The sequence below is a fragment of the Pseudonocardia kongjuensis genome (assembly GCF_039526905.1).
In the GTDB taxonomy this organism is placed as follows: Bacteria; Actinomycetota; Actinomycetes; order Mycobacteriales; family Pseudonocardiaceae; genus Pseudonocardia; species Pseudonocardia kongjuensis.
Window position 1 is genome coordinate 53,806 of sequence record NZ_BAAAJK010000005.1, and the last position, 26,773, is coordinate 80,578.

Below are 26,773 nucleotides of genomic sequence, written 5' to 3' on the forward strand. Positions count from 1 at the left end.
CATCTATCTATGTACGCTAGGGTCGCTTGTACACGGAAGGCGACGGCAGTGAAGGATCTCCCGGCGTGACGAACCTGCGGCCCGGTCCAGCCGGGGCGACCTCGGCGCCGATGCTGTCGCTGAGCGAGGCCTCCGGTCACCTCATCCGCCGCTCCCAGCAGCGGCACACCCTGCTGTGGAGCCAGGAGTTCCACGGCGACCTGACCGGCCCCCAGTACGCGGTGATCTGCGCGATCGGCGCGGACGACGGCCTGGACCAGCGGGCGGTCGGCGAACGCGCCTCGCTGGACAAGTCCAGCACCGCCGACATCGTGGCCCGGCTCGACGGCCAGGGCTGGCTGCGCTGGACCCGCGACCCGGACGACGCGCGGCGCAAGACGCTGCGCCTGACCCCGCTCGCCCGCACCGCGCTCGCGGACGTGACCCGGCGGGTCGCGCTGGTGCAGCAGCGGCTGCTCGAACCGCTGTCCGCCGCCGACGCCGAGGCGATGCTCGCCGCGCTGCGCCTGGTCGCCTACGAGGGCGACCCGCCGGTCCCGGGCCGGGCCGACGCGTCCGTCCTCACCCTGGGCAACACCCCCGGCCACCTCATCCGCCGGGCCCAGCAGGTGCACACGATCACCTGGGGCGAGGAGGTCGGCCGCACGATGACCGCCCCGCAGTACGCGGTGCTCAGCGCCCTCTGGGCCCATCCGGACGGCATCGACCAGGGCACCGCCGCCGAGCTCGCCTCGGTGGACAAGTCGAGCATGGCCGACATCGTGCGCCGGCTGGTGACGCGCGGCTGGGTCGGCCGCACCCGCGATCCCGCGGACGCCCGGCGGCGGCTGCTCGGCCTCACCGACACCGTGCGCGCCGAGCTGACCGAGCTCACCCCGGCCGTCCGGCGGGTGCAGGAGCGGGTGCTCGCGCCGCTCGACGCGCAGCAGCGGTCCGCGCTGCTCGACGGGCTGCGCGCACTGGCCTACTCGGAATAGCCGGTACACGGAACATTCCGCCGGTCCGTCCCCCGGCGCTTGACGCCCCACATGCTCCGACGTACGGTCTGCTGAGTTAGTACGTGTACATACTTTTTCAGCCAGATCGGAGTGGAGATGGCGACTCGGCGCTTCAGTGCGACCGACCCGGAGCTGGACGAGCTCTACGGTCACCTCGCCGCGCGGTCCGTCCAGCCGCTGTGGGAGCTGTCCGGGCTGCTGACCCGCGAGCCGCGCGTCGCGGGGGTGCCCTTCCGGTGGGCCGGCCGCGAGCTGCGCGAGCTGGGGGCCCGGGCGGGCGACCTGGTCCCGGTGGACCGCGGCGGCGACCGCCGGGTCCTCGCGTGCTGCAATCCCGGCCTGGGCGGCGCCCCCTACGCGGTGTCGACGCTGTGGGCGGCCGTGCAGTACCTGCGCGGGCACGAGGTGGCGCCGGCGCACCGGCACACCCCGGCCGCGCTGCGGTTCATCGTCGAGGGCGAGGGCGTGTGGACCCTCGTCGACGGCGACCCGCTGCACATGGGCACCGGCGATCTCGTGCTCACCCCCAGCTGGACCTTCCACGAGCACCACAACCCCGGCGACCGGCCGATGATCTGGATGGACGTGCTGGACCTCCCGGTCGTCGCCGCGCTCGACGCGGTGTTCTTCGAGGAGGGCCCGTCGGAGCAGGCGGACACCCGCACCGCGCCGCGCTCGGACTCCGAGGGCTGGTTCGGCGGCGGCCCCGGCCTCACCCCGGTCGGCGCGCCCGCGCTGCCCGCGCACCGGTCACCGCTGCTGGCCTATCGCTGGGCGGACACCGACCGGGCGCTGTCGGCGCTGCTGGACACGGCCGGCACCGGATCCGCGGCCCTGCGCTACGGCGATCCGGTCCGCGGTGGCGACGTGATGCCGACGATGCGGTGCGAGATCGCCCGGGTGCGCGCCGGGGCGTCCACCGGCACCGCCCGGCAGACCGGCGGCCGGGTGCTGTGCGTGCTGCACGGCACCGGGGAGATCGCGATCGGCGACCAGGTGTTCACCGTGGAGCCCGGCGACATCCTGGCCGTCCCGTCCTGGACGCCGTGGGCCGTCCACGCCACCGAGGAGACGGATGTGTTCAGCACCAGCGACGCACCCGTCCTGGAGAGCCTCGGCCTGATGCGCACCGAGACCCTCGGCGCCCCGCTGCCGACCGCCGTCCTCGCCGGGGCACAGCGATGAGCGCGATCGTCGTCGGCGGCGGGATCGGCGGCCTGGCCACCGCGCTGTCGCTGGCCCGCAACGGCCGGCCCGTCCGGCTGCTGGAACGGGCCGAGGAGTTCGCCGAGATCGGCGCCGGCCTGCAGTTCGGCCCGAACGCCAGCCGCGCGCTGGACGCGCTCGGCGTGCTCGACGACATCCTGCCGCTGGCCGTGCGGCCCGAGCGCGCCGAGCTGCGCGACGCGCTCACCGGCCGGCTGATCACCACCCTGGACCTGGGCCCGGCCTTCGACGAGCGCTACGGCTACCCGTATCTCGTCCTGCACCGGCACGACCTGCTGGAGACCCTGGTCGAGCACTGCCGGCGGCACCCGTCGATCACCCTGGAGACCCGCCGCAGCGTGACCGACGTGCAGCTGCGCCCGGACGGCGCGGGCCTCACCTGCGCCGACGGGACCTCCTACGAGGCGTCGGCGCTGATCGGCGCGGACGGGCTGCACTCGACGCTGCGCCGGCACGTGCACGACGACGAGCCGGTCTGCAGCGGCTACGCCGCCTACCGCGGCACCGTGCCGCGCGAGCTGGCCGGGCAGTCGGCGAGCTCGAACGACGTGGTGCTCTGGATCGGCCCCGGCATCCACCTCATGCAGTACCCGGTGCGCCGCGGCGAGCTGTACAACCAGGTCGCGGTGTTCCGCAGCCGGAACTTCGCGCAGGGCCGGACCGGGCCCGGCGAGTGGGGCGGGCCGGAGGAGCTCGACGCCGCGTTCGCCACGGCGTGCCCCCCGGTGCGCGACGCGGTGTCCCGGATCGGCCGGTCCCGGCACTGGGCCATGTTCGACCGGGCGCCCGCCCCGACCTGGATCAACGGCCCGCTGGTGCTGACCGGCGACGCCGCCCACCCGATGCTGCAGTACCTCGGGCAGGGTGCCTGCCAGGCCCTGGAGGACGCCGTCGAGCTCGGCTACCGGTTCGGGCTGCACTCCGGACCGGACGGCGTCGACCTCGGCCGCGCCTACCGCGAGTTCGAGGCGGCCCGGCTCCCCCGCACCGCCCGCTGCCAGACCTCCGCCCGGCCGTGGGGCGAGCTCTGGCACACCGACGACCCGCTCGTGCTGGCACTGCGCGAGCGCGTGCTCGGCCGGCGCGCCCCCGACGACTACCGGGAGCTCGACTGGCTCTACGCCCCCGCCGCCGCCGGGTCCGCGGCGCCCGCCCTGACCGTGGCCGGGCCGGCGCCCGCCGTCACCCGCTGACCATCCGGAGTCCCCATGCGCTACCTGTCCTTCCTCGACGCCGCGGGATCGCCGCGGGTCGGTGCGGTCGAGAGCGGATCGTCGGCGACGATCCGGGACCTCACCGACCTGCTCCCGGCCGGTGCCGGCAGCCCGATCCGCAGGCTGATCGGCGGCGTCCCGGCCGGCGCGATCGCCGGCCTGCTCGCCCGCGCCCCGGAGGTCGAGGCCGCCACCACGACCCCGCTGGCCGCCGTCCCCGACCCGACCAAGATCGTCGCCGCGCCGGTGAACTACCGCGCCCACCAGGCCGAGATGAACGAGTCCGCGCACATCGACGCGCTCGGCGTGTTCCTCAAGGCGCCGAGCTCGGTCGTGCCGGTCGGCGGCACCGTCCGGCTGCCCTACACCGACCGGCGCTTCGACCAGGAGGGCGAGTTCGCCGCCGTGATCGGGCGGACCACCCGGAACGTGTCCGAGCAGGAGGCGCTCGACGCCGTCTTCGGCTACACCTGCCTGATGGACATGACCATGCGCGGCGGCGAGGACCGCTCGGTGCGCAAGTCCTTCGACACGTTCACCCCGCTCGGTCCGACCGTCGTCACCCCGGACGAGGTCCCGCCGATCGACGAGCTGGAGCTGCGGCTGTCGGTCAACGACGTGCTGCGCCAGCGCGCCGACCTGTCCGACCTGATCTGGGGCCTGCCCCGGCTGATCGCCTACGTGTCGTCGGTGATGACGCTGCACCCCGGCGACGTCGTCACCACCGGCACCCCGGAGGGCGTCGGCGAGGTGTTCGACGGCGACCGGATCGATCTCGCGATCACCGGCCTGGACCCGCTGTGGGTCGGCGTCTCCGCCGCGGGCGCCGTCGCCTGCCCCACCCGGGGCGCCCGGCGCGGCCCGGTCCCGCCGAGCGCGCTCACCCCGGTCGCCGAGCGCGGCGCGCGGTGACCGCGCTCAGCGCCACCGGGCTGGCCCTGCTCGACGACCGGGTCCCCGACCAGGGCCCGCTCGCCGCGCGGGCCGAGGCGGTGCGCACCGTGCTGCTCGCCGAGCGCACCGCCAAGGACCTCGGCCACTGGGCGGTCATGGCGGCCGCGTTCGCGCCGGTCTCCTGCGTGCGGGTGTCCTGGTTCGAGGGCTCCGGCGCGGACTTCGTCGCCAACGCCCGGGCCCGCGCCGACCGCGGCGGCACCCCGTCGTTCCACGAGATCGGGGCGGTCGCCGTCGTCGTCAACGGGCGGCGGGCACTCGCCGACGCCTCCTGCACGGTGCACATCCGGACGACCGCCGACGGCGTCGGGATCGACCTGGTCAGCCGCGGCCGGCTGTGCTGGCGGGCCGAGGAGGTCGACGGCCGGTGGCGGATCGTCTCGATGGACATGATCTACATCCGGGACGGCCTGGCGCCGGTCGAGCCGGGCACCGCGGTCCCGCCGCTGCCGGTGCCGGAGCAGGCCCGGTCCAGCTACGGCTTCCTGCAGCGCGTCATGTCGGCGGCCGGCTACCCGGTCTCCGCCGGGCTGCCCGGCGTCGACCGGCCCGATCTGGTGGACGCGCTGCTCGCCGGGCACGGCGGCTGGCTCCTCGACGGGGACGCCCGGTGACCGGCGACCCGGCGGCCGCCCTGCAGACCGCGTTCCGCGCGGCGATGGCCGGCGTCTGCACCCCGGTCTCGGTGATCACCTCGGTGGCCGGCGGCCGGCCGCACGGGACGACGGTCAGCGCCTTCACCTCGCTGTCGATGAGCCCGCCGATGGTGCTGGTGTCCCTCGACGCCGGCTCGGACCTGCTCGCGCTGGTCCGCCGGACCGGCACCTTCGGGGTGAACGTGCTCGGGACCGGGCAGGCCGATCTGGCGCTGCGGTTCGCCCGCAAGGGCGCCGACGGGTTCGCCGACGTGGCCTGGTCCGAGCAGGACGGGGCGGCCCGGCTCGCCGGGGCGGCGGCCTGGGTGGGGTGCCGGGTGGCGGGCGTCCACCAGGGCGGTGACCACCTGATCGTGCTGGGCGACGTGCTCACCGCCGAGTCGCGTGACGTCGAGCCGCTGACCTACCACGCGCGGACCTTCGGCACCCACCTCGCGCACCCGTCGGCCGCCGCGTCCTGAGCGCGGGTGCACGCCGCGTCGACCACCCGGATCGCGTCCCGGGCCGGGCCGACGGCGTGCACCCGCACACCCCAGACGCCCTGCTGCGCGGCGAGCACCACCGTCGCCAGCGTCCCCGCGTCCCGGTCGACGGCCGCGGCCCGGCCGGTCAGCCCGCCCACGAAGCGTTTGCGCGAGGTGCCGGCCAGCACCGGGAAGCCGGTGTCGACCAGCGCGTGCAGCCCGGCGAGCAGCGCGACGTCCTGCTGCGGACGCTTGGCGAAGCCGAATCCGGGATCGAGGACGATCCGCTCCGGGCGCACCCCGGCGGCGACCGCGGCGTCCACCCGGGCGAGCAGCTCCGCGCGGACCTCGCCGACCACGTCGTCGTAGACGGCGCGGTCGTCCATCGTCGCGCTGTGCCCGCGCCAGTGCATCAGCACGCACCGCACGTCGGCCGCGGCGACGAGCCCGAGCATGCCCGGATCGGCGAGCCCCCCGCTGACGTCGTTCACCAGCACCGCGCCCGCGGCGAGCGCCGCCTCCGCGACCGAGGCGCGCATCGTGTCGATGCCGACCGCGATCCCCCGGCCGGCCAGCGCGCGCACCACCGGCAGCACCCGGCGGAGCTCCTCGTCCACCGGCACCCGCCGGGCCCCCGGGCGGGTGGACTCCCCGCCGACGTCGACGATGTCGGCACCGGCCGCGGCCAGCGCCGTCCCGTGCGCGACGGCGGCCGCCACGGTGTCGTGGCGGCCGCCGTCGGAGAACGAGTCCGGGGTGACGTTGAGGATGCCCATCACCCGGGTGGTCACGACCGTTCGAGCATCCGGCGCCGCCAGCGCTCGGTCCCGGCGACGTCGTTGAAGGTGAACACGTGGAACCCGGCGATCGGGTTCGCCGGCTCGGCCAGGCCGGCCCGGAAGCCGCGGACCAGCCGGGTCGGGTCGAAGCCGCCGGGGGTGAAGAACCGCCGGAGCAGCGCGCTCTGCTTGCGCAGGAACCGGGCGGAGTCCCCGACGCCGATGCTCGCCGAGATCCGCAGCAGCTTCTGCCGGGCGACCGCGCCCGGGACGCCGACCTGCACCGGGATGCCGACGCCGTGCGCCGCGACCGAGCGCGCCCACGCCGACACCGCGACCGGGTCGAAGCAGACCTGGGTGGTGACGTGATCGGCCAGCGCCGCCTTCGCCTTGAGCGCCGCGAGCAGGCTCTCGTCCGGGATGGTGGCGTGGCCCTCGGGGTAGCCGGCGATCCCGATGTCGGTGAAGGTGTGCCCGCCGTCCCGGATCGCGTGCAGCAGGGTGAGCGCGTCGGCGTAGTCGCCGGTCGGCTCGCCGTCGCCGCCGATCACGAACAGCCGGTCGATCCCGGCGCCGGCGATCCGGCCCAGCAGCTCGTCGAGGTGCGCGCGGCTCGCGACCAGCTTCGCGGACAGGTGCGGGGCGACCCGGTAGCCGTCGGCGGCGAGCCGGACGGCCAGGTCGACGCCCGCCTGGATGCCCTTCTGCGGTGAGGCGGTGACGGTGAGCCCGATCGTCCGCGGGACGTGGTCGAGCACCGCCTCCCGGGTCCCGCGGAACGGCATGACCTCGTAGCCGATCGTCTCCAGCGCGGTGCGCAGCGACGTCATCGTGCGGCCTCCCGGGTCTGCGCCGCCGCCACCGTGTTGGCGAGCAGCATCGCGATGGTCATCGGCCCGACCCCGCCGGGGACCGGGGTGATCGCGCCGGCGACCGGCGCCACGCCGGCCCGGTCGACGTCGCCGACCAGGCCGTCGGAGGTGCGGTGGATCCCGACGTCGACGACCGTCGCGCCGGGTGCGACGTGCGCGCCGGTGATGATCCCGGGCACCCCCGCCGCGGCCACCAGGACGTCCGCGGAGCGGGTGAGCGCGGGCAGGTCGCGGGTGCGCGAGTGGGCGATCGTGACGGTGGCGTCGCGGCCCAGCAGCAGCTGCGCCATCGGCCGCCCGACCAGTGTGGACCGGCCCACGACGACGGCGCGGCGCCCGGCGAGCCCGATCCCGGCGGCGTCGAGCAGGGCGATCACCCCGGCCGGGGTGCACGGCCGCAGCCCGGGCTCGCCGCGGGCCAGCAGGCCCTGGCTGCGGGTGGTGAGCCCGTCGACGTCCTTCTCCGGGGGGATCCGCTCGACCAGCCGGGCCGGGTCGAGATGCCCGGGCAGCGGGAGCTGCAGCAGGATCCCGGTGACCCGGTCGTCGGCGGCGAGCTCGTCGAGCACCGCGGCGACCTCGGCCTCGGACGCGGTGCCGGGCAGATGCCGGTGCACGTCGCCGATCCCGGCGGCGGCCGCGGAGCGGCGCTTGTTCGCCACGTACACGCCGCTGGCCGGGTCGTCGCCGACCAGCACGGTGGCCAGGACCGGTGCGGTGGTGAGTGCGGCGGCCCGGCGGGCGGTCTCCTCGCGGACGCCGCGGGCCACCATCCGGCCGTCGATCACGGTGGCGGTCACCGGCCGAACACCACCGTCTGGTTGCCGTCGACGACGATCCGGTCCTCGCAGTGCCAGCGCACCGCCCGGGACAGCACGGCGCGCTCGACGTCGGCGCCCTTCTGCACCAGGTCCTGCACGGTGTCGGTGTGCGACACCCGGACCACGTCCTGCTCGATGATCGGCCCCTCGTCCAGGTCCTCGGTCACGTAGTGCGCGGTGGCGCCGACCAGCTTCACGCCGCGGTCCTTGGCCTTCGCGTACGGCCCCGCCCCGATGAACGCGGGCAGGAACGAGTGGTGGATGTTGATCACCGGAGCGCCCAGCCGCTGCAGGAAGCCGGCCGAGACGATCTGCATGTAGCGGGCCAGCACGACCAGGTCGACCCGGCCGGCGAGCAATCGCAGGTGCTCCGCCTCGGCCTCGGACTTGTCGCCGGTGACCGGCACGTGCACGAACGGGATGCCGAACGGCTCGACCTCGGCGGCGAGATCGGGATGGTTCGCCACGACCGTGGTGACGTCGATCGGGAGCTCCCGGCGGCGCCACCGCCACAGCAGGTCGAGCAGGCAGTGGTCGGTGCGCGAGGCGAAGATCGCGACCCGCTTGCGGTGCGCGGTGTCGTGCAGCGACCAGCGCAGTCCCAGCCCGCCGGCGATCTCCCGGTCCAGGTCGGCCGCCAGCGCGGGCCGCGCCGCGGCGAGATCGGGCAGCGCGAAGACGGTGCGCTGGGCGAACTGCCCGCCGACGGTGTCGGTGGAGTGCTGGCGCAGCGAGACGATGTTCGCCCCGTGCCGGGTCAGCACCGCCGACACCGCCGACACGATCCCGGGCCGGTCGGGCCCCTGCACGAGCAGCCTGCCGACCCCGGTGGTCCCGTCGAGCCCGGCCGCGGCCGGGCCGCCCGCGGTCAGCGCGGCGGCGCTCGCCCGGCTGCGCCGGGCCGTCACGCCGGCCATCAGTGGCCCAGCGGGGTGGTGCTCACGCGCGCCCGCAGCGTGGTCTGGACGTGCCGTTCGACGTTGCGCTTCGGCGTGCCGCCGTCCTCCTCGCCCCAGACGATCGTGACCTCGGTGCCGTCGGCGGCCGCGGCCTCGTCGAGGAAGCCGACCGACATCCAGGAGCCGATGTTCACGGTGTACCCGCAGAGCGTGGACACCCCGACCGGCCGGTCGTCGACGAGCACGCTGTCCAGGTGGATCCGGGAGTAGCGGCCCAGCGGGGTGTCGAGGTACTTGGCCCGCTTCTCGCCGTCGAACAGGCTGGAGGCGTGGATCCGGGCCACGTCCTCGGGGTTCCAGCGCAGCCAGACCTTCGTCCGGCGCGGGCCCTCGGCGGCGCGCTGCAAGGCGTCCCGGCCGACGAAGTCGTGATCGAACCTGACGAGGTGGCCGTAGCCGAAGTCGTACGGGGTCGTGTAGTAGTCCTCGACGGTCGGCGCGGCGTAGCTGCCGCCGATGGACAGCTTGCCCTCGTACCCGTTGCCGGGCAGCCACTCCCGGTAGCCCTTGAGCTCGGGCGCGGTGTAGATCGCCGGGGTCGGCTGCGCGGCGTAGCCGGACTCGATGCCGCCGGTGTAGTACGCCAGCGCCCCGCCGAGGACCAGCCCGAACTCCTCCCCCGCCGCCACGAGCGCGTCCCAGCAGGGCCGGTAGTCCTCCCAGGGGCCCCAGATCTCCATGCCCATCGACTCGGCGCCGGGGACACCGGCCATGGTGTGCGACAGGGCCCGCACCGGCCGCCCGCCGAGGGTGAACGAGGTCATCCCGAAGAACCGGACCGGGTCCAGCGGGCCGCCGTGCGCCTTCTCCAGGATCGCCCGCGCGGTGGGGCCCTCGATCTCGAAGCGGAACAGCCTGCGGTGCCCGCCGGGCGGCTGGTCCGCGGTCCGCTCGTCCCGGACGATCTCGACGTCGTAGCCCTGGGTCTCGGCCCGGTAGGTGAGCCAGTTCGCGGTGGCGGTCGGGCCGACCACGCTGACCTCGTTCTCGCCGAGCCCGAACAGCACGGCGGTGCCGATCATCCGGCCCTCCTCGGTGCACGCCACGAGGTGTTTGGCCTTGTTCGGCGCCCAGGTCGCGAAGCTGTTGGTGCCGGACTCGGTGAGCAGCCGGTCGACGTCCGGGCCGGTGAAGTAGACGTCGGTCATGTGGTGGCTCTGGTCGAACAGCACCGCCGTCGTGCGCCAGGCCGCCTGCTCGTCCTGCCAGTTGGTGATCTGGTCCGGGTAGTCGAAGCGGAACCGGTTGGCGGGCGAGTGGCGCAGCATCCGCAGCGGGTCGCCCACCCGCGCCAGCTTCGCCTCGAGGCTCTCGGGCATCGTCGTCTCCATCGTCGAGGCTCAGTCCGTATACGTACTAACTCGGCGGACGGTAGTTGAGCAGTAGTGTTCGGTCAAGCAATGGATTGACGAGGGACGACCGTACGCATACGTTCTAACGTATGGCGCAGAACCCGGTCGACGCCGTCGTCGACGCCCACCGCGCACTGCACGCCGCCGGCCAGGCCGACCTGATCTGGGGGCACGCCGCGCTGCGCGACCCGGACGGGCGCGGCCTGTGGACCAAGTCCGCCGGCTGGGGCATGGAGGAGATCACCCCGGAGCGGGTCGTGCTGCTCGCCGACGACGGCACGGTCCTGCAGGGCGGCGGCCGGCGGCACATCGAGTTCCACATCCACGCCGCGCTGCTGCGCGCCCGCCCGGACATCGGGGCCACCGTGCACACCCACGCCGAGGCCGCGACGGCGTTCGCCGCCCTGGACACCCCGCTGCGGCCGCTGTCGCACGACGCGGTCCCGTTCCTCGATCCGGACGTCGTGCGCTTCACCCGCACCGGCGACCTGATCGCGACCGCCGAGCTGGGCGACGCACTGGCCGAGGCGATCGGCGACACCAACGGCTGCCTGATCCCCGGGCACGGGATGGTGACCGTCGGGGCGGACCTGCCCGCGGCGGTGATGCACGCGGCGCTGCTGGACCGGGCCTGCCGGATCCAGCTGCAGGCGACCGCTGCCGGGGGGCCCGCCCGCTGGTCGCCGGACGGGGAGGTGGCCGACAAGCGCCGGGGGCTGTGGACGTCCACGCAGCTCGGGGCGGGATACGGGTACCTCGTGCGCAGCGGTGCGGCGGGCCGGTAGCGCTCAGCGGACCGGTAGCGCTCAGCAGGCCGGTAGCGCTCAGCAGGCCGGTCGCGCTCAGCGGGCCGGTCGCGCTCAGCGGGCCGGTAGCACGATGTCGTCCGGTCCGACGTCGAGCCGCCCGGTCCGGCGCGCCAGCTCGAGCGCGGCGTCCAGCCGTTCCACGGCGGCCGGGGTGCGACGGAGCAGGCCGAACACCCGGAGCGTCTCCCGGTGCAGCTCCGGTCGGGCCATCCCCGCCCCGGCGACGACCAGCGCCGCCATCGCGTTGCCGAGCTCGCGCAGCGGGATCTCCTCGACCCGGCGCGAGGGCGACTCCCCCGCCGGCCGGTAGCCGGTCCAGGTGCCGGGATCGATGCCGGCCGGCCACACGACCGGCTCCGCGCGGTCCGTGCGCAGCTCGCGCGGCAGGTGCGCCAGGATCTGCTCGCGGCGGCTCTCGCTGACCTTGCTCAGGTCGAACGCGTTCGCCACCAGCGACGCCAGCCGGTCCGCCCGGACCGGCCCCTCCGCCTCCACGACCTCGGCGAGTGCCGCGCGGACCCGCGCCGCCGCGGCGCGGGCGGGCAGCGCGTCGAGCACGTCCCGGCCGCCGAGCGGCCGGGGCCGCCAGGGCACGAACTCGGCCGCGGCGCCCGGCCGGTCCGCGTCGGCACGGTCCGGGGCCGCCGGGACCGCCGGGGCCGCCGCGATCACCGGTTCCGGTTCCGGTGCGCGCCGCCGGCCGCCGGAGCCGGGGACGGCCGGGACCAGTTCGGCGCCGGCCGGGTCGCGCCGTGCCCGGCCGGGCCGCTGCGTACCGGGCTGCTGCGGGCCGGGCTGCTGTGCGCCGGGCTGCTGCGAGCCGGGCCAGGCCGGCCGTCTCCTCGGCATCGGAACCGCTGGCGCCGGGAGCGGCGGTGTCGCCTGCGACAGTGTCATCAGCGGCGGTCTCACCAGCGGCGGTCTCACCAGCGGCGGTCTCACCAGCGGCGGTCTCACCAGCGGCAGAGCCGGCCGGAGGACCGCTCCCGCGCACCGCGCCGACCAGGCCGTCGAGCACCGCGTCCGGATCCGACAGCCAGTGCGGCAGCCAGACCCGCTCCACCCGCGGCCAGCCCAGCACCCGGTGCAGGATCTCCACCGGCAGGTGGTCCCGGTCCCGCGCGGTGAGCCGCCGCGACCATCCCGGACCGTCGAGCAGCACCGCGGTGCCCGCGGACCCGGCACCGCCTGCGGGTCGGTGAGCACCAGGTCGATCACGAAGTCGGACAGGCCGACCCCGGTCCGCACGGCGAGGCCGCGATCCCGGAGCCGCTCGGCGATCTCGTCGCGGTGCCGGTCCGCGACGGCCCGCCGGTCGCGGTCCCGTGGCAGGGCCGAGGGACCGTGCGCCGCGAGTTCCAGGTAGCTGCGCAGGTGCCGGACACCGACCGAGGACGTGTCCTCGGTGCGCATCTGCGACGGGTCGAAGCTGGTGAACACCACGACCTGACGGCGCGCACGGGTCACCGCGACGTTGAGCCGCCGCTCCCCGCCGGCCCGGTTGAGCGGGCCGAAGTTCAGCGGCAGCACACCGCGCTCGTTCACGCTGAACGCGGTGGAGAACAGGACGACGTCGCGCTCGTCGCCCTGGACGTTCTCCAGGTTCTTCACGAACAGCCCCTCCGGGTGCTCGAGCGCCTCCGCGATCCGCGGGTCGTCGAGATCGCGGAGCAGACCCTCGACGAGCGCGCGCTGCTGCTGGTTGAAGGTCACCACCCCGAGTGAGGGGAGCGCGTCCGGCGACGCCGCGAACCGGCGCAGGATCTCGTCGACCACGGCGCGGGCCTCGACCGGGTTGGTGCGCAGCAGCGGTCCGCGACCGGACCGGTGGAACTCCCCGTCGACCCGGACCAGCGACACCGCACCGGTGCCGCGCTCCGGCGCCGGGAACGACGACAGCGCGCCGTCGTAGTAGTGCCGGTTCGAGAACGCGATCAGGGCCTCGTCCTGGCTGCGGTAGTGCCAGCCGAGTCGCTGCGCGGGCACGCGCGCCTGCACGCACTCGGTCAGGATCGACTCCTCGTCGTCCACGATGCCGGCGGAGTCGGCCCCGTCGGCCGGGTCGTCCGGTCCTCCCACGTCGGCGAAGCTGGTCGGCGGCATCTGCTTCGAGTCGCCGACGACCACGACCGAGCGGGCCCGCCCCATCGCGCCGACCGCGTCGGCGACCCGCACCTGGGACGCCTCGTCGAACACCACGATGTCGAACTGGTCGGCGACCGCGGGGAAGAAGCGGGCGAGCGAGTCGGGGCTCACCAGCACGCACGGCAGCACCCGGCTGATCAGGTCGCCGTAGGTGCTCATCAGCTCCCGGATCTTCATGCCGCCGCGCTTCGCCCCGAGGGCGCGCCGCAGCGCGCCGATCCGGCCGGACGTCGCGCCGGTGTCGAACTCGCGGCGCGCCATCGTCCGGTGCGGGAGCAGCGTGCCGAGGTGCTCCCGGACCGCCATCGAGGTGCGGCCGAACCGGGCGATCGCCCGGTCGTGCGCGACCGGGTCGAACCGGCCGAGCTCGGTTCCGTCCAGCCGCTCCCGGACCGACGCCCGGGCCAGGCCCAGCTCGAACGCCCGGCGGGCGTCGTCCGGGTCCAACCGGTCGGCGAGGACCGCGGCCCGGACGTCCGGCAGGAGGCTGCGCAGTGGCTCCAGGTGACCGATGAGATCGAGCCACGGCCGCAGGCCCGGCAGGTCGGGTGCGACCGGTCCGCGGGCGGGCGCGGCCGCCTGCCAGCGCGGCACCAGGCCCTCGGCCCCCGCCCAGCGCTGCAGCGCCTCCGGGGTCGTCGCGCAGGCCGCGACGACGTCGGAGATCGCCGCGGCGACCTCGGCGACCGGGGCCGGGTCGAGCTCCCCGCCGGCGGCGAGTGCCTGCCGCAGCGGCTCGACGTAGCCGGGCCGCATCCCCTGCGACACCGCCGGATCGACCACCGCGGCCGCCCACCGCAGCTGCTCCACCCGGACCCCGATCGCGCTGCGCACGGCGTCGTCGAACGGGTTCCACCGCTGGGGCGGCACGATCCCCGGGATGGCCGCGAGGCCCGCGGCGAGCCCGTCGGCCCGCTCGCGCAACGCCACCAGGGCGGCGACCGCGGCCGGGACCTGCTTCGGCGGGATCGCGGCTCCGGCCCGCAGCGCCGGGGCGAGCCGCTCCCGCACCGCGATCAGCCGACGGCGCCGCCCGAAGATCGACGACGCCGCGGCCGCCCGGGCGGCCCCGTCCAGCTCGCCCAGCGGCAGATCGAGTGCCTGCGGGCCGAACGACGCCAGGGCCGGGTGCTCCTCGGAGCGGAACCGGTCGAGCTCGGCCAGCGCCCGCTCGACCGCGCCGGACCAGCGCCGGGACCGGACCTCGTCGAGCACCGGGACCGGGGCCCGCAGCCGCTGCAGCCGCACGAGCAGCTCCAGCTCGCCCGCGGTCACGGCGGAGTCGAGGGCGGGTCGCCACCGCACGGGCAGCCGCGGGATCGCGGCGTCCAGGCGGGCCACCGCCCGCGCCACCACCCGGGTGTCGACGCCCACCGCGGTGTCGACGAACGACCACGGGCGCGCGCCGCGCAGCCGGGCCGCGTCGGTCAGCTCGGGCAACCGGGCGAACAGCGTCCGCAGCATGTCCGCGGTGCCGGAGCGCGTGTTCCCGGCGACGACGGACTCCGGGACCCCGATCGCGGCGACGTCGCCGTGCGCGAGCTCGGCCGAGCGGGCCTCGTGGAGCGAGAACCCGGCCGCGTTGCGCTCGGCCATCCGGTAGGCGTACCGGGTCAGTGCCCGGCGCGCGGCGCGCAGCTCCTCCCGGCGCGCGTCGTGCTCGGTGACGTCGACCGGGACCACGTGGTCCAGCGCGGCCGCGATCTGCTGCCGCACCGCGACGGGCTTGCTGCCCCGGTCGTGCAGGTCCAGCGACAACGCACCCAGCCCCACGGCGTCGAGCCGCTTCTGCACGACGTCGAGCGCCGCGCGCTTCTCCGCCACGAACAGCACCCGGCGGCCCTGCACCATCGCGTGCGCCAGCAGGTTGGTGATCGTCTGGGACTTCCCGGTGCCGGGCGGCCCCTCCAGCACGAAGGTGCGACCGGCCACCGCGTCGGCGACCGCCCGCAGCTGGGACGCGTCGGCGACCACCGGGCACTGCTCGTCGAGGCCGTCCAGGTCGTGCGGCCCCGGGTCGGCGACCGGATCGACGAACTGCTCGGTCGGGCTGTGCAGCAGGTGCGCGACCAGCGGGTTCCCCGCGAAGGCCGCCCAGCTGTCGTCGAGGTCCTTCCAGAGCCGGAACTTGGCGAACTGCAGGATCGCGAGGTCCGCGGTCGGTTCGACCCGGAAGTTGAGGCCGCGTGCCGCGATCGCCTCGCGGGTCGCGTCGAACGCCGCGTCGAGGTCGATCCCGGCGCCGTCCTCGGCCGGTTCGGACAGTCCGGGAACGGTCAGACCGTGCGTGCGGCGCAGCTTCTCGATCAGGCAGTAGTTCGGGGTGGACGATCCCGACTCGTCCAGGGTGAGCTGGTAGCGGCCGCCACGCCGGGCCGGGCGCAGGACCACCGGTACGAGGATCAGCGGGGAACGCAGCGTCCGGCCGTCGAGCTCCCAGTGCAGGGTCCCGAGCGCGAGGTAGAGGTTGTTCGCGCCGGTCTCCTCGGCGATGGTGCGGGCCTTGTGCGCCAGGCCCCGCAACCGTGCCGGGTAGCCCGCGGCCGTCACGTCGACGTGCACCGTCCGGTCGGACCGCAGCAGGTCGTCGAGGAACGGCTCGGGCAGCTCCCGCGCGGACCGGACGCCGCGCTCGGCGGCGACCCGGGCGATCTCGTCGGACGCCCGCAGCGCCACCGCGGTGCCCTGGTGCAGCAGGTCCTCCAGGGCGCCGGCGCCACCGCCGGGGAGCATCACGTTCAGCGCCGCACGTTCGGTGAAGTTGATCAGCCGGTTGCGCAGGCTGAGATCGAGCAGCGCGTTCTTCCATCGGGTGACCCGGGCCGGCTCGGTGCCCGACCGCGGACGGCGCGGCTCCCCCGCATCCGCGACGGGCACCGGCGCCGCCCGGGCGCAGGACGGTGCCTGCGGCGTGTAGGTCGTGACCCGGACCGCGCCGTCGGCGTCCCGCACCCGGGCCGGGAGCGGCAGCACCCGATCCCGCCGGGCCTGCCGCACGTCGACGATCCCGAGCACGTGCGACAGGTCGCCGGAGAGGTGGGCGCGGGCCTGCCGGGTCATCTGCCCGAACGTCGCCGGTTCCGGCGAGCGGGTCAGCAGGGTGGTCTCGACCAGCTCGATCATCCCGCGGTCGACCTCGTTGGCGACGCCTGCGGCATCCGACTCGGCGGCGGCGGCGAGGCTCAGCTCCTCCCGCCAGTAGCCGACGAACGCGTGGCCCCGGACCACCCAGAGCAGCGGGTGCACCCCGGCGTACTCCAGCGCCGCGGCCAGCACGACGGCGGTGTCGAGACAGGTCCCGATCCGCCCGTCGAGGACGTCGCCCGGGGTGCGGACCTTCTGCCCGTCGTCGGCCCAGCTCGCCGGGGGCTCGGCGTAGGCGATCCGGCGATCCTGCATCGCCCGGGTGACGGCGGCGACGATCTCGTCGACCCGCTCCGGACCCGACTGGTAGCCCTCCAGCGACGGGCGCCCGGTCGCCCGCTCCAGGATCTCCGAGGCCTCGCGCATCAGGTCGGCGACCGCCGGATGGTTCGGCATCACGTGCGCGGCGAGCATCTCCAGCGCGAGTCCGGGCGGATCCGCCTGCCACTGCTGGGCCGCGAGCAGCAGCACCGGCGCGGACCGCTCTGCGCACAGCCGGCCCGCGCACTCCAGCCGGACCCGGACGTAGCCCGGCCTGCGCTCCTCGACCTGCAGCATCGCCTCCGGATCGAGCGTCAGCCGGACGTCGGCGAGGATCGCGGGGACACCCGCCTCCAGGTCGAGGACGATCTCCCGGGGCTGCCCGATCGGCCCGGTCGCGTCGGCGACCTCCAAGGTGATCCGGGCACCCGGCACGGCCCGGTCGATCCCGTCCACCACCAGCCGCGACACCACGGGGATCCCGTTGTGCGCCATCGCGTAGCTCAGGACGGGGCGCACGTCGAGGGCGATCGTCGGCACCGTGTCCAGAACCTGGTCCATCCGCCACTCCCCCGCTCGCCCCGCGTGACGGCACCCGTCCCGTTGCCCGGAGGTATAACGCCCGGCACCGACAGCTTCGTTACCGACTCCCTATCACGAAGGCTCCCGCTCCCGTACCGGCCGGTGCCGCGGAACACTGTCGGTGACCGGCGCTAGCGTTCGCGTCACCCGATCACGACGGAAGGGTGGACGCATGGACGAGGCCGAGCGCGGGTTGTACGGCCTGCTCGTCGACCGGCTGCTGGCCGACGGGGCGGCCGGGAGCGACGTCACCGGGCTGGTTCTCGCCGCCTGGGCCGGTGAGCACGACCTGCAGGAGGCCCTCGCCGGGCGACCGACCGCGGCGACCGACCCGAACACCCCGCCCGCCGGGTCCGACCGGCCCGAGGCCTACCTGGCCGCGATCCACGTCGAGGGCTTCCGCGGGATCTCCGAGCCGGCCACGCTGGGCCTGCGCCCCGGCCCCGGACTGACCCTGGTGACCGGGCGCAACGGCTCGGGCAAGTCCAGCTTCGCCGAGGCCGCCGAGCTCGCGCTGACCGGGGACAGCTCGCGCTGGAAGGACCGGACGTCGGTCGTCTGGAAGGAGGGCTGGCGCAACCTGCACTGCTCGGGCGGGACGTCGGTCGCCGTCGATCTCGTGACGACCGGGACGTCCGGCCACACCCGGCTCAGCCGGTCCTGGTCGGCTTCCGACGAGCTCGACGACGCCACGTGGACCGTCCAGCCGCCCGGCGCCCGGCGCACCCCGTACGACGGTGGCTCCTGGCGCGAGGACATGACGACCTACCGTCCGTTCCTGTCCTACGGGGAGCTGGGCGCACTGATCGACGGCAGGCCCAGCGCGATGCACGACGCGCTGTTCACGCTGCTCGGCCTCGGCCCGCTCACCGCCGCCCAGGAACGGCTCAAGGCGGCGCGCCGCCCGATGGACGACGCCGTCAAGGCCGTCAACGCGGGACGCACCGCCTTGCGTGCGGCCCTCGAACCGGTCGAGGACGAGCGGGCCACCCGGGCGATCGAGCTGCTGCGCAAGCGCTCCCCCGACCTGGACGCGGTCGCCGAGCTGGCCGCGGGCAGCGACGACGACACCGAGACCGGCGAGCGTCTGCGCGCGTTGCGCACGATCACCCTGCCCGACGCCGACCGGGTCCGGTCGGTCACCGGGCGGCTCCGGGACGCCGAGCGCGGATACGCCGCGATCGCCACCGACGACGCCCGCGCCGCCGACGAGACCGCCACCCTGCTGCGGTCCGCGCTGGGGCTGCACTCCCGGCACGGCGAGGAGCCCTGCCCGGTCTGCGGCACCGGCTCGCTCGACGACGCCTGGGCGGCCCGTGCCGAGGCACGCGCGGCGGAGCTGGAGTCCACCGCCACGGCGCTGCGGGCCGCCCAGCGGGAGCGCGAGGACGCCCTGGCGGACGCGCGCGCACTCGTCCGGCGGCTGCCTCCCGCCGTCACCGCCGCGCCCGTCGACACCGGCCCGCTGGTCGCGGCCTGGGAGGCATGGGTCGGCGCCGCCGGCGACGCCGAGCTGCTCGACGCCGCGCACGGCCCGGTCACCGAGGCGCTCGCCGGGGTCCGGGCGGCCGCCGAGGCCGAGCTCGCCCACCGCGACGACGTGTGGGCCCCGCTGGCCCGCCAACTCGCCACCTGGCACGACGACGCGTTCGACGCCCGCCGCGACGAACCCGTGCTCGCCCGGCTCACGGCCGCCGAGAAGTGGCTCACCGGCACCGCGGGCGAGCTGCGCGACCAGCGGCTCGCCCCGTTCGCCGCCGCCTCGCAGCACGTCTGGCGGACGCTGCGGCAGCAGAGCAACGTCGAGCTCGGCCCGGTCCGCCTCGACGGCCGCGGCAACCGGCGCCGGGTCGCGCTGGACGTGAGCGTCGACGACGCCGAGGGCGGCACCGCGCTCGCGATCATGAGCCAGGGCGAGCTGCACGCGCTCGGGCTGTCGCTGTTCCTGCCCCGCGCGACGGTGCCGGAGAGCCCGTTCCGGTTCGTCATGATCGACGACCCGGTCCAGGCGATGGACCCGGCGAAGGTCGACGGTCTCGCGATGCTGCTCTCCGAGATCGCACGGGACCGGCAGGTCGTCGTGTTCAGCCACGACGACCGGCTCGCCGACTCGGTCCGCAGGCTCCGGCGGCCGGCGACGATCTGGGAGGTCCAGCGCCGGGAGCGGTCGGTCGTCGAGGTGCAGCCCGGCGGCGACCCGGTCGGGCGCTACCTCTCCGACGCGCGGGCGCTGGCCGCCGATCCGGACCTGCCCGACGACATCCGCGGCGAGCTCGTCGCCACCTGCTGCCGCAGCGCGGTCGAGGCCGCCTGCCACGTGGCGGTCCGGCGGACCCGGCTGTCCCGCGGCGAGCCGCACGCCGAGGTGGAGCGGCTGATCGGCGGAGCGCACACCACCCACAAGATCGCGACGCTGGCCGTGTTCGACGACCCGGCGCGCGGATCGGACCTGCTGGGCAGGCTCCGCGACGCCGGCCCGGGGGCGCAGGACGCCTTCCAGAACTGCAGGAAGGGCGCGCACGCGGGGCTGCGCGGTGACCTGCGGCCGTTCCTGCGCGACGTGGAGAGGCTGGCCGCGTGGCTGCAGCAGAGGTGACCGTCCCCGCCCCGGTCCGCCGGCTCGCCGTCGCCGACCGGCTGCTGCAGGATCCGGACCTGGTGGCGACCGCGGTCTGGCCGCGGGCCTGCGCCTGGCTGATCCGGCTCGCCGTCGAGCACGCCGTCGACGGCTACTGGTCCCGCACCCGTCCGGAGCTGACGGCGACGAGCCGCCGGACGCAGTTCATCGTGCTCCGGCACCGCGAGCCGGACACCGGCCCGGCCGCCGAGGAGCTGTGGTCGCGGTTGAGCCGGGCGGCGCACCACCACGCCTACGAGCTGGCCCCGACCGCGGCCGAGCTCCGCACCTGGCACGCCGAGGCGGTCCGGGTGGTGCGGCTGCTGGCCTGACCGGCCGACGACGCGGGGCGCCCGGGGGTCGTCAGGCCCCGTCGGCCCGCTGCCACCGGAAGGGATCGTCCTCGAGCCCCGCGCGGTCCCAGTGCCCGAGGTCGGCGGCGGCCTCGTAGCTGCTGCGCAGGAACTCGGCGACCGCCCGATCGGGATCGGGCGCGGCGCGGGCGACCTCGTAGGGCAGCAGGAACTGCTGGAACTCGGTGCTGAAGAACGCGCCGTCCGGCCCGACCGGCCGGTCGGCGAACCCGTCGGGGCCGGGATAGGCGTAGGAGTAGAAGGCGCCCTCCTCGCCGCCGCCGGGCCAGAAGCCGCAGCTGGACAGCTCGCGGGAGTAGCCCTCGACCATCACCCAGTCCCCGCAGTTGGGCACGCCGCCGGGGTGCGCCGGGGCGGGCCGACCGGAGAACCGGGTGCAGGCCAGGTCCATGCCGCCCCAGAAGAAGTGCACCGGGCTGACCTTGCCGACGAAGTGCGACCGGAACTCGCCGATCACCCGGTTGGCCTGCAGCAGCTGCCGCCAGAACAGGGCGGCCGCAGCGCCGTCGTAGGAGTCGTGGACGTGGTCCTCGGCGAACGGGATGGCCGGGTCGACCTCGTTGGGGTGCGGCCGGATCGGGGCGTCGATCCCGAGCTCGCCGAGGGCGGCCATGACCCGGGCGTAGAACTCGGCGACCGGCATCGGCGCCAGCGGGACGGTCCGGGTGCCCGTGTCGCTGCTGCGGATCTCCAGCCGGTGGCCGAGGAAGTCGAACTCGATCTCGAAGGCGCCGGTGCCGTACGGGACGGCCGAGGTGGTCAGTCCGCGCGGGGTCACGTAGAGGGCCACCTGCCACCAGTGGTTGACCAGCGGGGCGTGCGCCATCCGGATCTTGCCCACGATCTGGGTCCACATGTGCAGGGTCTCGCGGGTGGCGGTCCAGTCCGCGACCCGCAGGGTCGGCCAGGCCGTCGTCGAGGTGGTCATCGGACGAGTGTCGGGCCGCCCGCGGCGGACCGCATCGGTCGGTCAATCGGTCGGCCCGCGGCCGGGGTGGATCTGCGGGCCGGTGACCGCGCACTGGGCGTAGGAGTCCGGCCGGATCCGGCCGGACGGCTCCGGCCCGTCCGGTCCCGCGGCCGGGCGGCGCAGGAACACCGCCGCCAGCACCGCGGCGATCACCATCAACGCGGCGCTGATCAGCATCGCCGTCCGGAAGCCCGCGCCGAACGCGACCGGGTCGGTGTAGTCCGCGCCGGAGATCCCGGCGGCCACCGGGATCACGGCGACGGCGAGCAGCCCGGCGGCGCGCGCGATCGCGTTGTTCACCCCGGACGCGACGCCGGCGTGCCGGTCCGACGCCGAGTCCAGCACCGTCGAGGTCAGCGGGGCGACCACGAGGGTGAGCCCGCAGCCGAACACGACCACCGGCACCAGCACGTCCGGCCCGAACGACGCGTCCGCCCCGATCCGGGAGACGAGTGCCAGCCCGGCGGCGGCGACCAGGGTGCCCGCGGTGATCGGGATCCGCGGCCCGATCCGCCTGCCCAGCCGCCCCGAGGCGGCGGAGAAGACCAGCATGATCACGGTCACCGGCAGCAGGGTCGCCCCGGCCTGCAGCGGCGAGAGGCCCACGACCACCTGCAGGTGCAGCACCAGGAGCACGAACAGCCCGCCGAGCGCCGCGTACACCATCAGCGTCACCGCGTTCGCGGCGCTGAACTGCGCGTTCCGGAACAGGGTCATCGGCACCAGCGGATGGGTGGAGCGCCGTTCGACGAGCACGAAGCCGACCAGTGCGAGCACCCCGGCGACGCCGATGGACAGCACCACGGCGTCGGCGCCCTGCTCGCCGGCCGAGGTCAGCGACCAGGTCAGCCCGGCGAGACCCAGCACGGCCAGCGCGGTGCCCGCGACGTCGAGCCGCGGCGCGGCGTCCGGGTCGCGCGACTCGGGGACGTGCCGGGCGGCCACCGCCACGATGAGCACGGCGACCGGCAGGTTCACCAGGAACACCGCGCGCCAGCTCCACTCGACGAGCCAGCCGCCGAGGAACGGGCCGACCGCCCCGGCGATGCCGCCGAGCCCGGACCAGGCGCCGACCGCGGCGGCCCGGTCGGCGCCGCGGAACGAGGCCGAGATGATCGCCAGGCTGCCGGGGGTGAGCAGAGCACCGCCGACGCCCTGCAGGGCCCGGGCCGCGACCAGCATCTCGATGCTCTGCGCCGCCCCGCAGAGCAGTGACGCCACGGCGAACCAGACGACCCCGACCACGAACACCCGGCGCCGGCCGAACCGGTCCCCCAGCGAGCCACCGAGCAGGATCAGCGAGGCCAGGGTCAGTGTGTAGGCGTTGACGGTCCACTGCAGACCGGCGAAACCGGCGTCGAACTCGTCGCCGATCCGCCCGAGCGCGACGTTGACCACGGTGGCGTCGAGCATCGCCAGGCCGGACCCGAGCACGGTGGTGAACAGCACCCAGCGCCCGCGCGACGTCCCCATCCGCAGGCCGGGCCCGTCCACTCCGGTCACCCCGATCCCCTTCCCCGATGCCGCGCCGGCACCACACGGTGGCACCGCGGCGGCGCCGCCGCGAGCCGGGGCGCCGGTCAGTCGGTGACCCGGCTGGCCGCCCGGTACTCGAGATCGGCGTACTCCGGGTGGCGGGCCAGCCAGCCGGCGATGAACGGGCAGACGGCGAGCACCCGGAGGCCGTCGGCGCGGACCGACGCGATCCCCTCCCGGGCCAGCGCCGAGCCCACCCCCTTCCCCTCGAAGGCGGGGTCGACCTCGGTGTGCACGAACGCGACGAGCTGCGCCGTGCGCGCGTACTCGGCGACACCGGCCAGGGTCTCGCCCTCGCGGGCCTCGAATCGGTTCGCGGCCCGGTTGTCGGTCACGACGATCATGTGACGTCCTCTCTCGGTGGTCGTCCCGGTGGTCGTCCGCGGGGTCAGCGGTACTCGGGATTGGGGTGGCCGGGGCGGGCGCCGGCGTCCCACGCGGTGCGCTGGTTGCCGTGGGCCGGGAAGCCGCCGGCGTTGCGGATCATCGACGCGGTGTGCATCAGGTTGTAGGCCATGAAGGTGATGTTGCGGTTGGTGAAGTCGTTCTCCGGGCCGCCGGACCCCTCGTCGAGGTAGGACGGGCCGGGCCCGACCTCGCCCAGCCAGCCGGCGTCGGCCTGCGGCGGGATGGTGAAGCCGATGTGCTGCAGGCTGTAGAGGATGCTCATCGAGCAGTGCTTGAGGCCGTCCTCGTTGCCGGTGAGCAGGCAGCCGCCCACCCGCCCGTAGTAGGCGTACTGGCCGTGCTCGTTGAGCACGCCCGAGTAGCCGTAGAGCCGCTCGATCACCCGGCGGGTCACCGAGCTGTTGTCGCCCAGCCAGATCGGCCCGCCGATGACCAGGATGTCGGCGGCCAGGATCCGGGTCAGCAGGGCGGGCCACTCGTCGCCGTCCCAGCCGAACCCGGTCATGTCCGGGCGGACGCCGGTGGCGATGTCGTGGTCGACCGCGCGGATCTGGTCGACGTGGACGCCGTTCGCCTCCATGATCGCGACGCTGCGGTCGATCACGCCCTGGGTGTGGCTGAGGCCCGGCGAGCGGTTCAGTGTGCAGTTGACGTACACGGCGCGCAGCCCGGTGAAGTCGGGCTCGGCGGTCGGGGGCGTGCTCACGCCCCGAGTGTCGGGCGGCCGGGCCGGGAGCGAATCGGTCGGCGGATCGGTCGCCCGGTCGCGTCGCCCTGTCCGGCACCGGAGATCGGTTGGTTACGCTGCACCGGGTCGCCGGGTGGGCCCGTGGGAGGGCTGCGGTGACGACGGAGCTGGTGGGCCGGGGCGCCGAGACGGCGGCGCTGGACCGGCTGCTGGCCCGGGCGGCGGACGGCGCGGGCTCCGCGCTGCTGCTGTGGGGCGAGCCGGGGATCGGCAAGACCGCGCTGCTCGACCACGCGGTGGGCGCTGCCGCCGGTTCGACGGTGCTGCGCTGCCGCGGCACCCGGATGGAGGCCGGGCTGGCGTTCGCCGCCCTGCACGAGCTGCTGTGGCCGGTGACCGACCGGCTGGACGCCCTCCCCACGCCGCAGGCCGCCGCGCTGGGTGGCGCGCTGGGCCGGACCGGGGAGCCGGCCAACCGCTTCCTGATCGGTGCGGCGGTGCTGTCGCTGGTGTCCGACCTGGCCCGGCGACGGCCGGTGCTGGTCGTCGTCGACGACGTGCAGTGGATCGACGAGGCGTCCGCGCACGCACTCGGGTTCCTGGCCCGGCGGGTCGCGAGCGATCCGGTCGTGGTCCTGCTCGCCGGGCACGAGGAGCCGGCGACCGGGCCGTGGGACGGGCTGGCCGCCCTGGAGATCGGCGGGCTGGCCGACGACGACGCCCGCTCGCTGGTCGCCGCCGCCGCGCCCGGCGCCGATCCGGCGCTGGTCGACGCCACGGTCCGGACGGCGGGCGGCAATCCGCTGGCCCTGCACGAGCTGCCCACCCTCGACCGGGCGCCGGCCGACACGCCGCTGCCCGCGCCGGGCCCACCGGTGCCGATCGGCCCCCGGCTGCGGCGGGCGTTCCGCGACCGGGTCGCCACCGTGCCGGAGCCGGCCAGGGCGCTGCTGCTGCTGGCCGCGGCCGAGGACCGGGGCGACCGGCACGTCGTGCACCGGGCCGGGGCCGAACGCGGCGTCGACGACTCCGCCTGGGACGACGCGCTGCGCTCGGGCCTGCTGCACGCCACCGGTTCCCGCGTGGAGTTCCGGCACCCGCTGATCCCGGCGGCCATCTACGACGGCGCCCCGCTCGGCGACCGGCAGGCCGCGCACCGGGCCCTGGCCGCGGCCCTGCCCGCGGACGCGGTCGAGGAACGCGCCTGGCACCTGGCCGCCGCCGCGGACGCGCCGGACGAGGAGGTCGCCGCGCTGCTCGAGCTCGCCGCGGCGAAGTCGCTGCGCTGCGGGGCCGGCCCGGCCGGCGCGCGCACCCTGCTGCGCGCCGCCGAGCTCTCGCCCGCGCCGGCCCAGGCCGCGCGCCGGTTGGCCGCCGCCGCCCGCGCCGCCTGGGAGGCCGGGCACGCGGAGGCCGCCCGGCAGCTGCTCGACGACGCCGAGCGGCTGGAGAGCGGGACCGACGTGGCCCGGGCCAGCAGCGGCCTGCGCGGCATCCTCGAGTTCGCCACCGGCATCCCGGAGCGCGCCCACCACCACCTGATCCGCGACATGGACGCCGTCGCCGGCAGCCGGGACGCGGTGCAGCTGGGCTCGGTGGCCGTCCGCGCCGCCTGGTCGGCCGGCCGGTCCGACCTCCAGCAGCAGGCGCTGCAGCGGCTGCTGGCCGTGGACGCCGACGACGACCCGGCGCTGGCCGGGCAGCTGCCGGCGTTGCGGACCCTCTGGTCCTGCTACGACCGGGCCGGCGGGCCCGCCCCGATCACCCCGGCCGCGGCCCGGGCCGCCGCCGACCGGCTCGTGTCCGTCGCCTGGGAGCTGCTCCCACCGGCCCCGCTGGTCCAGCTCTGGGGCGTCGTGCAGCCGGTGCGCGACCTGCTGCGGGTGCAGGCCGCCGCGCTGCGCGACCGCCACGAGCTCGCCGCGCTGGCGGTGGTCCTCGCCCAGGGCGCGGTGCTCGACCTGGACGCCGGACGCTGGGGCGCCGCCGAGGCCGCCGCGGTCGACGGCCTGCAGCTCGCCCGGGAGGTCGGCGCGGACCACGTCGCCACCCAGTGCCACGGCACCCTCGGGCTGCTCGCCGCCGCCCGCGGCGACGACGGCGCGGTCGACGGGCACGCGCGATGGGCGCTGGAGGTCTCGGCGCCGCGCGGGGTGCGGGCGCTCAGCGGCGCCGCGTACTGGCCGCGCGGCCGGGCGGCGCTGTTCGGCGGGCGCCCCGACGAGGCGCTGGACCACCTGATGCCGCTGGCCCGGCCCGGTCACGACGCCGCCCACCCCACGTTCGCGCTGCTCGCCGCCGCGGACACCGCCGAGGCGGCGGTGCAGGCCGGGCGCCTCGACGTCGCCGCGACCCGGCTCGCGGCGGTGCAGGACTGGGCCCGGCGCTCGGGGGCGGCCTGGGCCGAGGCGACCGTGCACCGCCTGCAGGCCCTGACCGGCGGGTCGGGGACGGCCGAGGCGTCCTACCGGCGGGCGCTCGACCTGGCGGAGACCGCGGGCACCCCGTTCGAGCAGGCCCGCACCCGGATGCTGTACGGCGAGTGGCTGCGCCGCGCCCGGCGCCGCTCCGACGCCCGCCGCCAGCTCGCCGCCGCCGCGGCCGTGTTCGACCGGCTCGGCGCCGATCCGCTGCGCAGGCGGTCGCTGCGCGAGCAGGACCTGGCCGACGCCCCGCCCGCCCGCCGCGGGCCGGGACCGGCCGCCGGGCTGACCGCCCAGGAGCTGCGGGTCGCCCGGCTGGCGTCCGACCGCCTGACGAACCGGGAGATCGCGGCACAGCTCCTGATCAGCCCGCGCACGGTCGGCCACCACCTGGCGAACGTCTATCCCAAGCTCGGCATCAGCTCCCGGACCGAGCTGGCCCGGATCGACCTCGCCGGGGACCTGCGGATCGGCGCGGACGCCCGCGGCCGCTGACCGGGGCGGTCCGGCCGGGCGCCGG

20 protein-coding genes are annotated in these 26,773 nt (G+C 75.8%); 10 read left to right on the forward strand and 10 right to left on the reverse strand.

Going from position 1 to position 26,773, the window contains the following annotated elements; all coding sequences use genetic code 11:
- Nucleotides 1–65: 65 nt before the first annotated feature.
- From ABD160_RS06660 to ABD160_RS06685, 6 genes are all read left to right on the forward strand, one after another.
- Nucleotides 66–977, forward strand: a complete 912-nt coding sequence (locus ABD160_RS06660; RefSeq protein WP_344019469.1) for a MarR family winged helix-turn-helix transcriptional regulator — start codon at nt 66–68, stop codon at nt 975–977.
- Between the two features lie 117 nt (nt 978–1,094).
- Complete coding sequence (locus ABD160_RS06665) at nt 1,095–2,183, forward strand: cupin domain-containing protein (protein WP_344019471.1); 1,089 nt, start codon at nt 1,095–1,097, stop codon at nt 2,181–2,183.
- A complete protein-coding gene (locus ABD160_RS06670; protein ID WP_344019473.1) occupies nt 2,180–3,418 on the forward strand; it encodes an FAD-dependent monooxygenase in 1,239 nt (412 codons plus the stop codon). Before ABD160_RS06665 ends, ABD160_RS06670 begins: the two co-directional genes overlap by 4 nt.
- Before the next feature lie 15 nt (nt 3,419–3,433).
- Nucleotides 3,434–4,351: a fumarylacetoacetate hydrolase family protein gene (locus tag ABD160_RS06675; protein WP_344019475.1), complete on the forward strand. Its 918-nt coding sequence runs from the start codon at nt 3,434–3,436 to the stop codon at nt 4,349–4,351.
- Nucleotides 4,348–5,007 carry a nuclear transport factor 2 family protein gene (locus tag ABD160_RS06680; protein WP_344019477.1) on the forward strand — a complete coding sequence of 220 codons (660 nt, stop codon included), beginning with the start codon at nt 4,348–4,350 and terminating at the stop codon, nt 5,005–5,007. The genes ABD160_RS06675 and ABD160_RS06680 overlap by 4 nt, the downstream gene beginning before the upstream one ends.
- Entirely contained in the window at nt 5,004–5,510 is a 507-nt protein-coding gene (locus ABD160_RS06685) for a flavin reductase family protein (protein WP_344019479.1), read from the forward strand. Before ABD160_RS06680 ends, ABD160_RS06685 begins: the two co-directional genes overlap by 4 nt.
- On the opposite strand, the gene folP is transcribed toward ABD160_RS06685, so the two are convergent.
- From folP to ABD160_RS06710, 5 genes are read right to left on the reverse strand one after another with little or no spacing between them, the layout of a single operon-like run.
- The gene (gene folP / locus ABD160_RS06690) at nt 5,453–6,289 is read right to left on the reverse strand and encodes a dihydropteroate synthase (protein ID WP_344019840.1); all 837 of its coding nucleotides are present in this window, start codon (nt 6,287–6,289) and stop codon (nt 5,453–5,455) included. The genes ABD160_RS06685 and folP overlap by 58 nt on opposite strands.
- Nucleotides 6,290–6,300: 11 nt before the next feature.
- Nucleotides 6,301–7,122 carry a methylenetetrahydrofolate reductase gene (locus ABD160_RS06695; protein ID WP_344019481.1) on the reverse strand — a complete coding sequence of 274 codons (822 nt, stop codon included), beginning with the start codon at nt 7,120–7,122 and terminating at the stop codon, nt 6,301–6,303.
- Nucleotides 7,119–7,964, reverse strand: coding sequence for a bifunctional methylenetetrahydrofolate dehydrogenase/methenyltetrahydrofolate cyclohydrolase FolD (folD, locus tag ABD160_RS06700; protein WP_344019483.1), 846 nt, complete (start codon nt 7,962–7,964; stop codon nt 7,119–7,121). The genes ABD160_RS06695 and folD overlap by 4 nt, the downstream gene beginning before the upstream one ends.
- Nucleotides 7,961–8,902, reverse strand: coding sequence for a formyltetrahydrofolate deformylase (gene purU / locus ABD160_RS06705; protein ID WP_344019485.1), 942 nt, complete (start codon nt 8,900–8,902; stop codon nt 7,961–7,963). Before purU ends, folD begins: the two co-directional genes overlap by 4 nt.
- Nucleotides 8,902–10,263, reverse strand: a complete 1,362-nt coding sequence (locus ABD160_RS06710) for an aminomethyl transferase family protein (protein WP_344019487.1) — start codon at nt 10,261–10,263, stop codon at nt 8,902–8,904. Before ABD160_RS06710 ends, purU begins: the two co-directional genes overlap by 1 nt.
- 122 nt (nt 10,264–10,385) lie before the next feature.
- Between ABD160_RS06710 and ABD160_RS06715 the strand changes: the two genes are divergently transcribed.
- Nucleotides 10,386–11,081: a class II aldolase/adducin family protein gene (locus ABD160_RS06715; protein WP_344019489.1), complete on the forward strand. Its 696-nt coding sequence runs from the start codon at nt 10,386–10,388 to the stop codon at nt 11,079–11,081.
- A 75-nt stretch (nt 11,082–11,156) separates the two neighbouring features.
- On the opposite strand, the gene ABD160_RS06720 is transcribed toward ABD160_RS06715, so the two are convergent.
- On the reverse strand, nt 11,157–17,216 hold the full coding sequence (locus tag ABD160_RS06720) for an anti-phage protein ProA (RefSeq protein WP_344019491.1): 6,060 nt from the start codon (nt 17,214–17,216) through the stop codon (nt 11,157–11,159).
- 193 nt (nt 17,217–17,409) lie between these two features.
- On the opposite strand from ABD160_RS06720, the gene ABD160_RS06725 reads away from it, so the two are divergent.
- Nucleotides 17,410–19,833, forward strand: coding sequence for an AAA family ATPase (locus ABD160_RS06725; RefSeq protein WP_344019493.1), 2,424 nt, complete (start codon nt 17,410–17,412; stop codon nt 19,831–19,833).
- The gene (locus ABD160_RS06730) at nt 19,815–20,186 is read left to right on the forward strand and encodes a hypothetical protein (RefSeq protein ID WP_344019495.1); all 372 of its coding nucleotides are present in this window, start codon (nt 19,815–19,817) and stop codon (nt 20,184–20,186) included. Before ABD160_RS06725 ends, ABD160_RS06730 begins: the two co-directional genes overlap by 19 nt.
- Before the next feature lie 31 nt (nt 20,187–20,217).
- Here the strand turns inward: ABD160_RS06730 and ABD160_RS06735 are convergent, their stop codons facing one another.
- From ABD160_RS06735 to ABD160_RS06750, 4 genes are all read right to left on the reverse strand, one after another.
- Entirely contained in the window at nt 20,218–21,156 is a 939-nt protein-coding gene (locus ABD160_RS06735) for a DUF5996 family protein (RefSeq protein ID WP_344019497.1), read from the reverse strand.
- Between the two features lie 42 nt (nt 21,157–21,198).
- A complete protein-coding gene (locus tag ABD160_RS06740; RefSeq protein ID WP_344019499.1) occupies nt 21,199–22,701 on the reverse strand; it encodes an MFS transporter in 1,503 nt (500 codons plus the stop codon).
- Nucleotides 22,702–22,778: 77 nt separating this feature from the next.
- The gene (locus tag ABD160_RS06745) at nt 22,779–23,078 is read right to left on the reverse strand and encodes a GNAT family N-acetyltransferase (RefSeq protein WP_344019501.1); all 300 of its coding nucleotides are present in this window, start codon (nt 23,076–23,078) and stop codon (nt 22,779–22,781) included.
- Between the two features lie 44 nt (nt 23,079–23,122).
- Entirely contained in the window at nt 23,123–23,848 is a 726-nt protein-coding gene (locus ABD160_RS06750) for a flavodoxin family protein (protein ID WP_344019503.1), read from the reverse strand.
- A gap of 137 nt (nt 23,849–23,985) precedes the next feature.
- On the opposite strand from ABD160_RS06750, the gene ABD160_RS06755 reads away from it, so the two are divergent.
- Entirely contained in the window at nt 23,986–26,748 is a 2,763-nt protein-coding gene (locus ABD160_RS06755; protein ID WP_344019505.1) for an AAA family ATPase, read from the forward strand.
- Nucleotides 26,749–26,773: the final 25 nt, after the last annotated feature.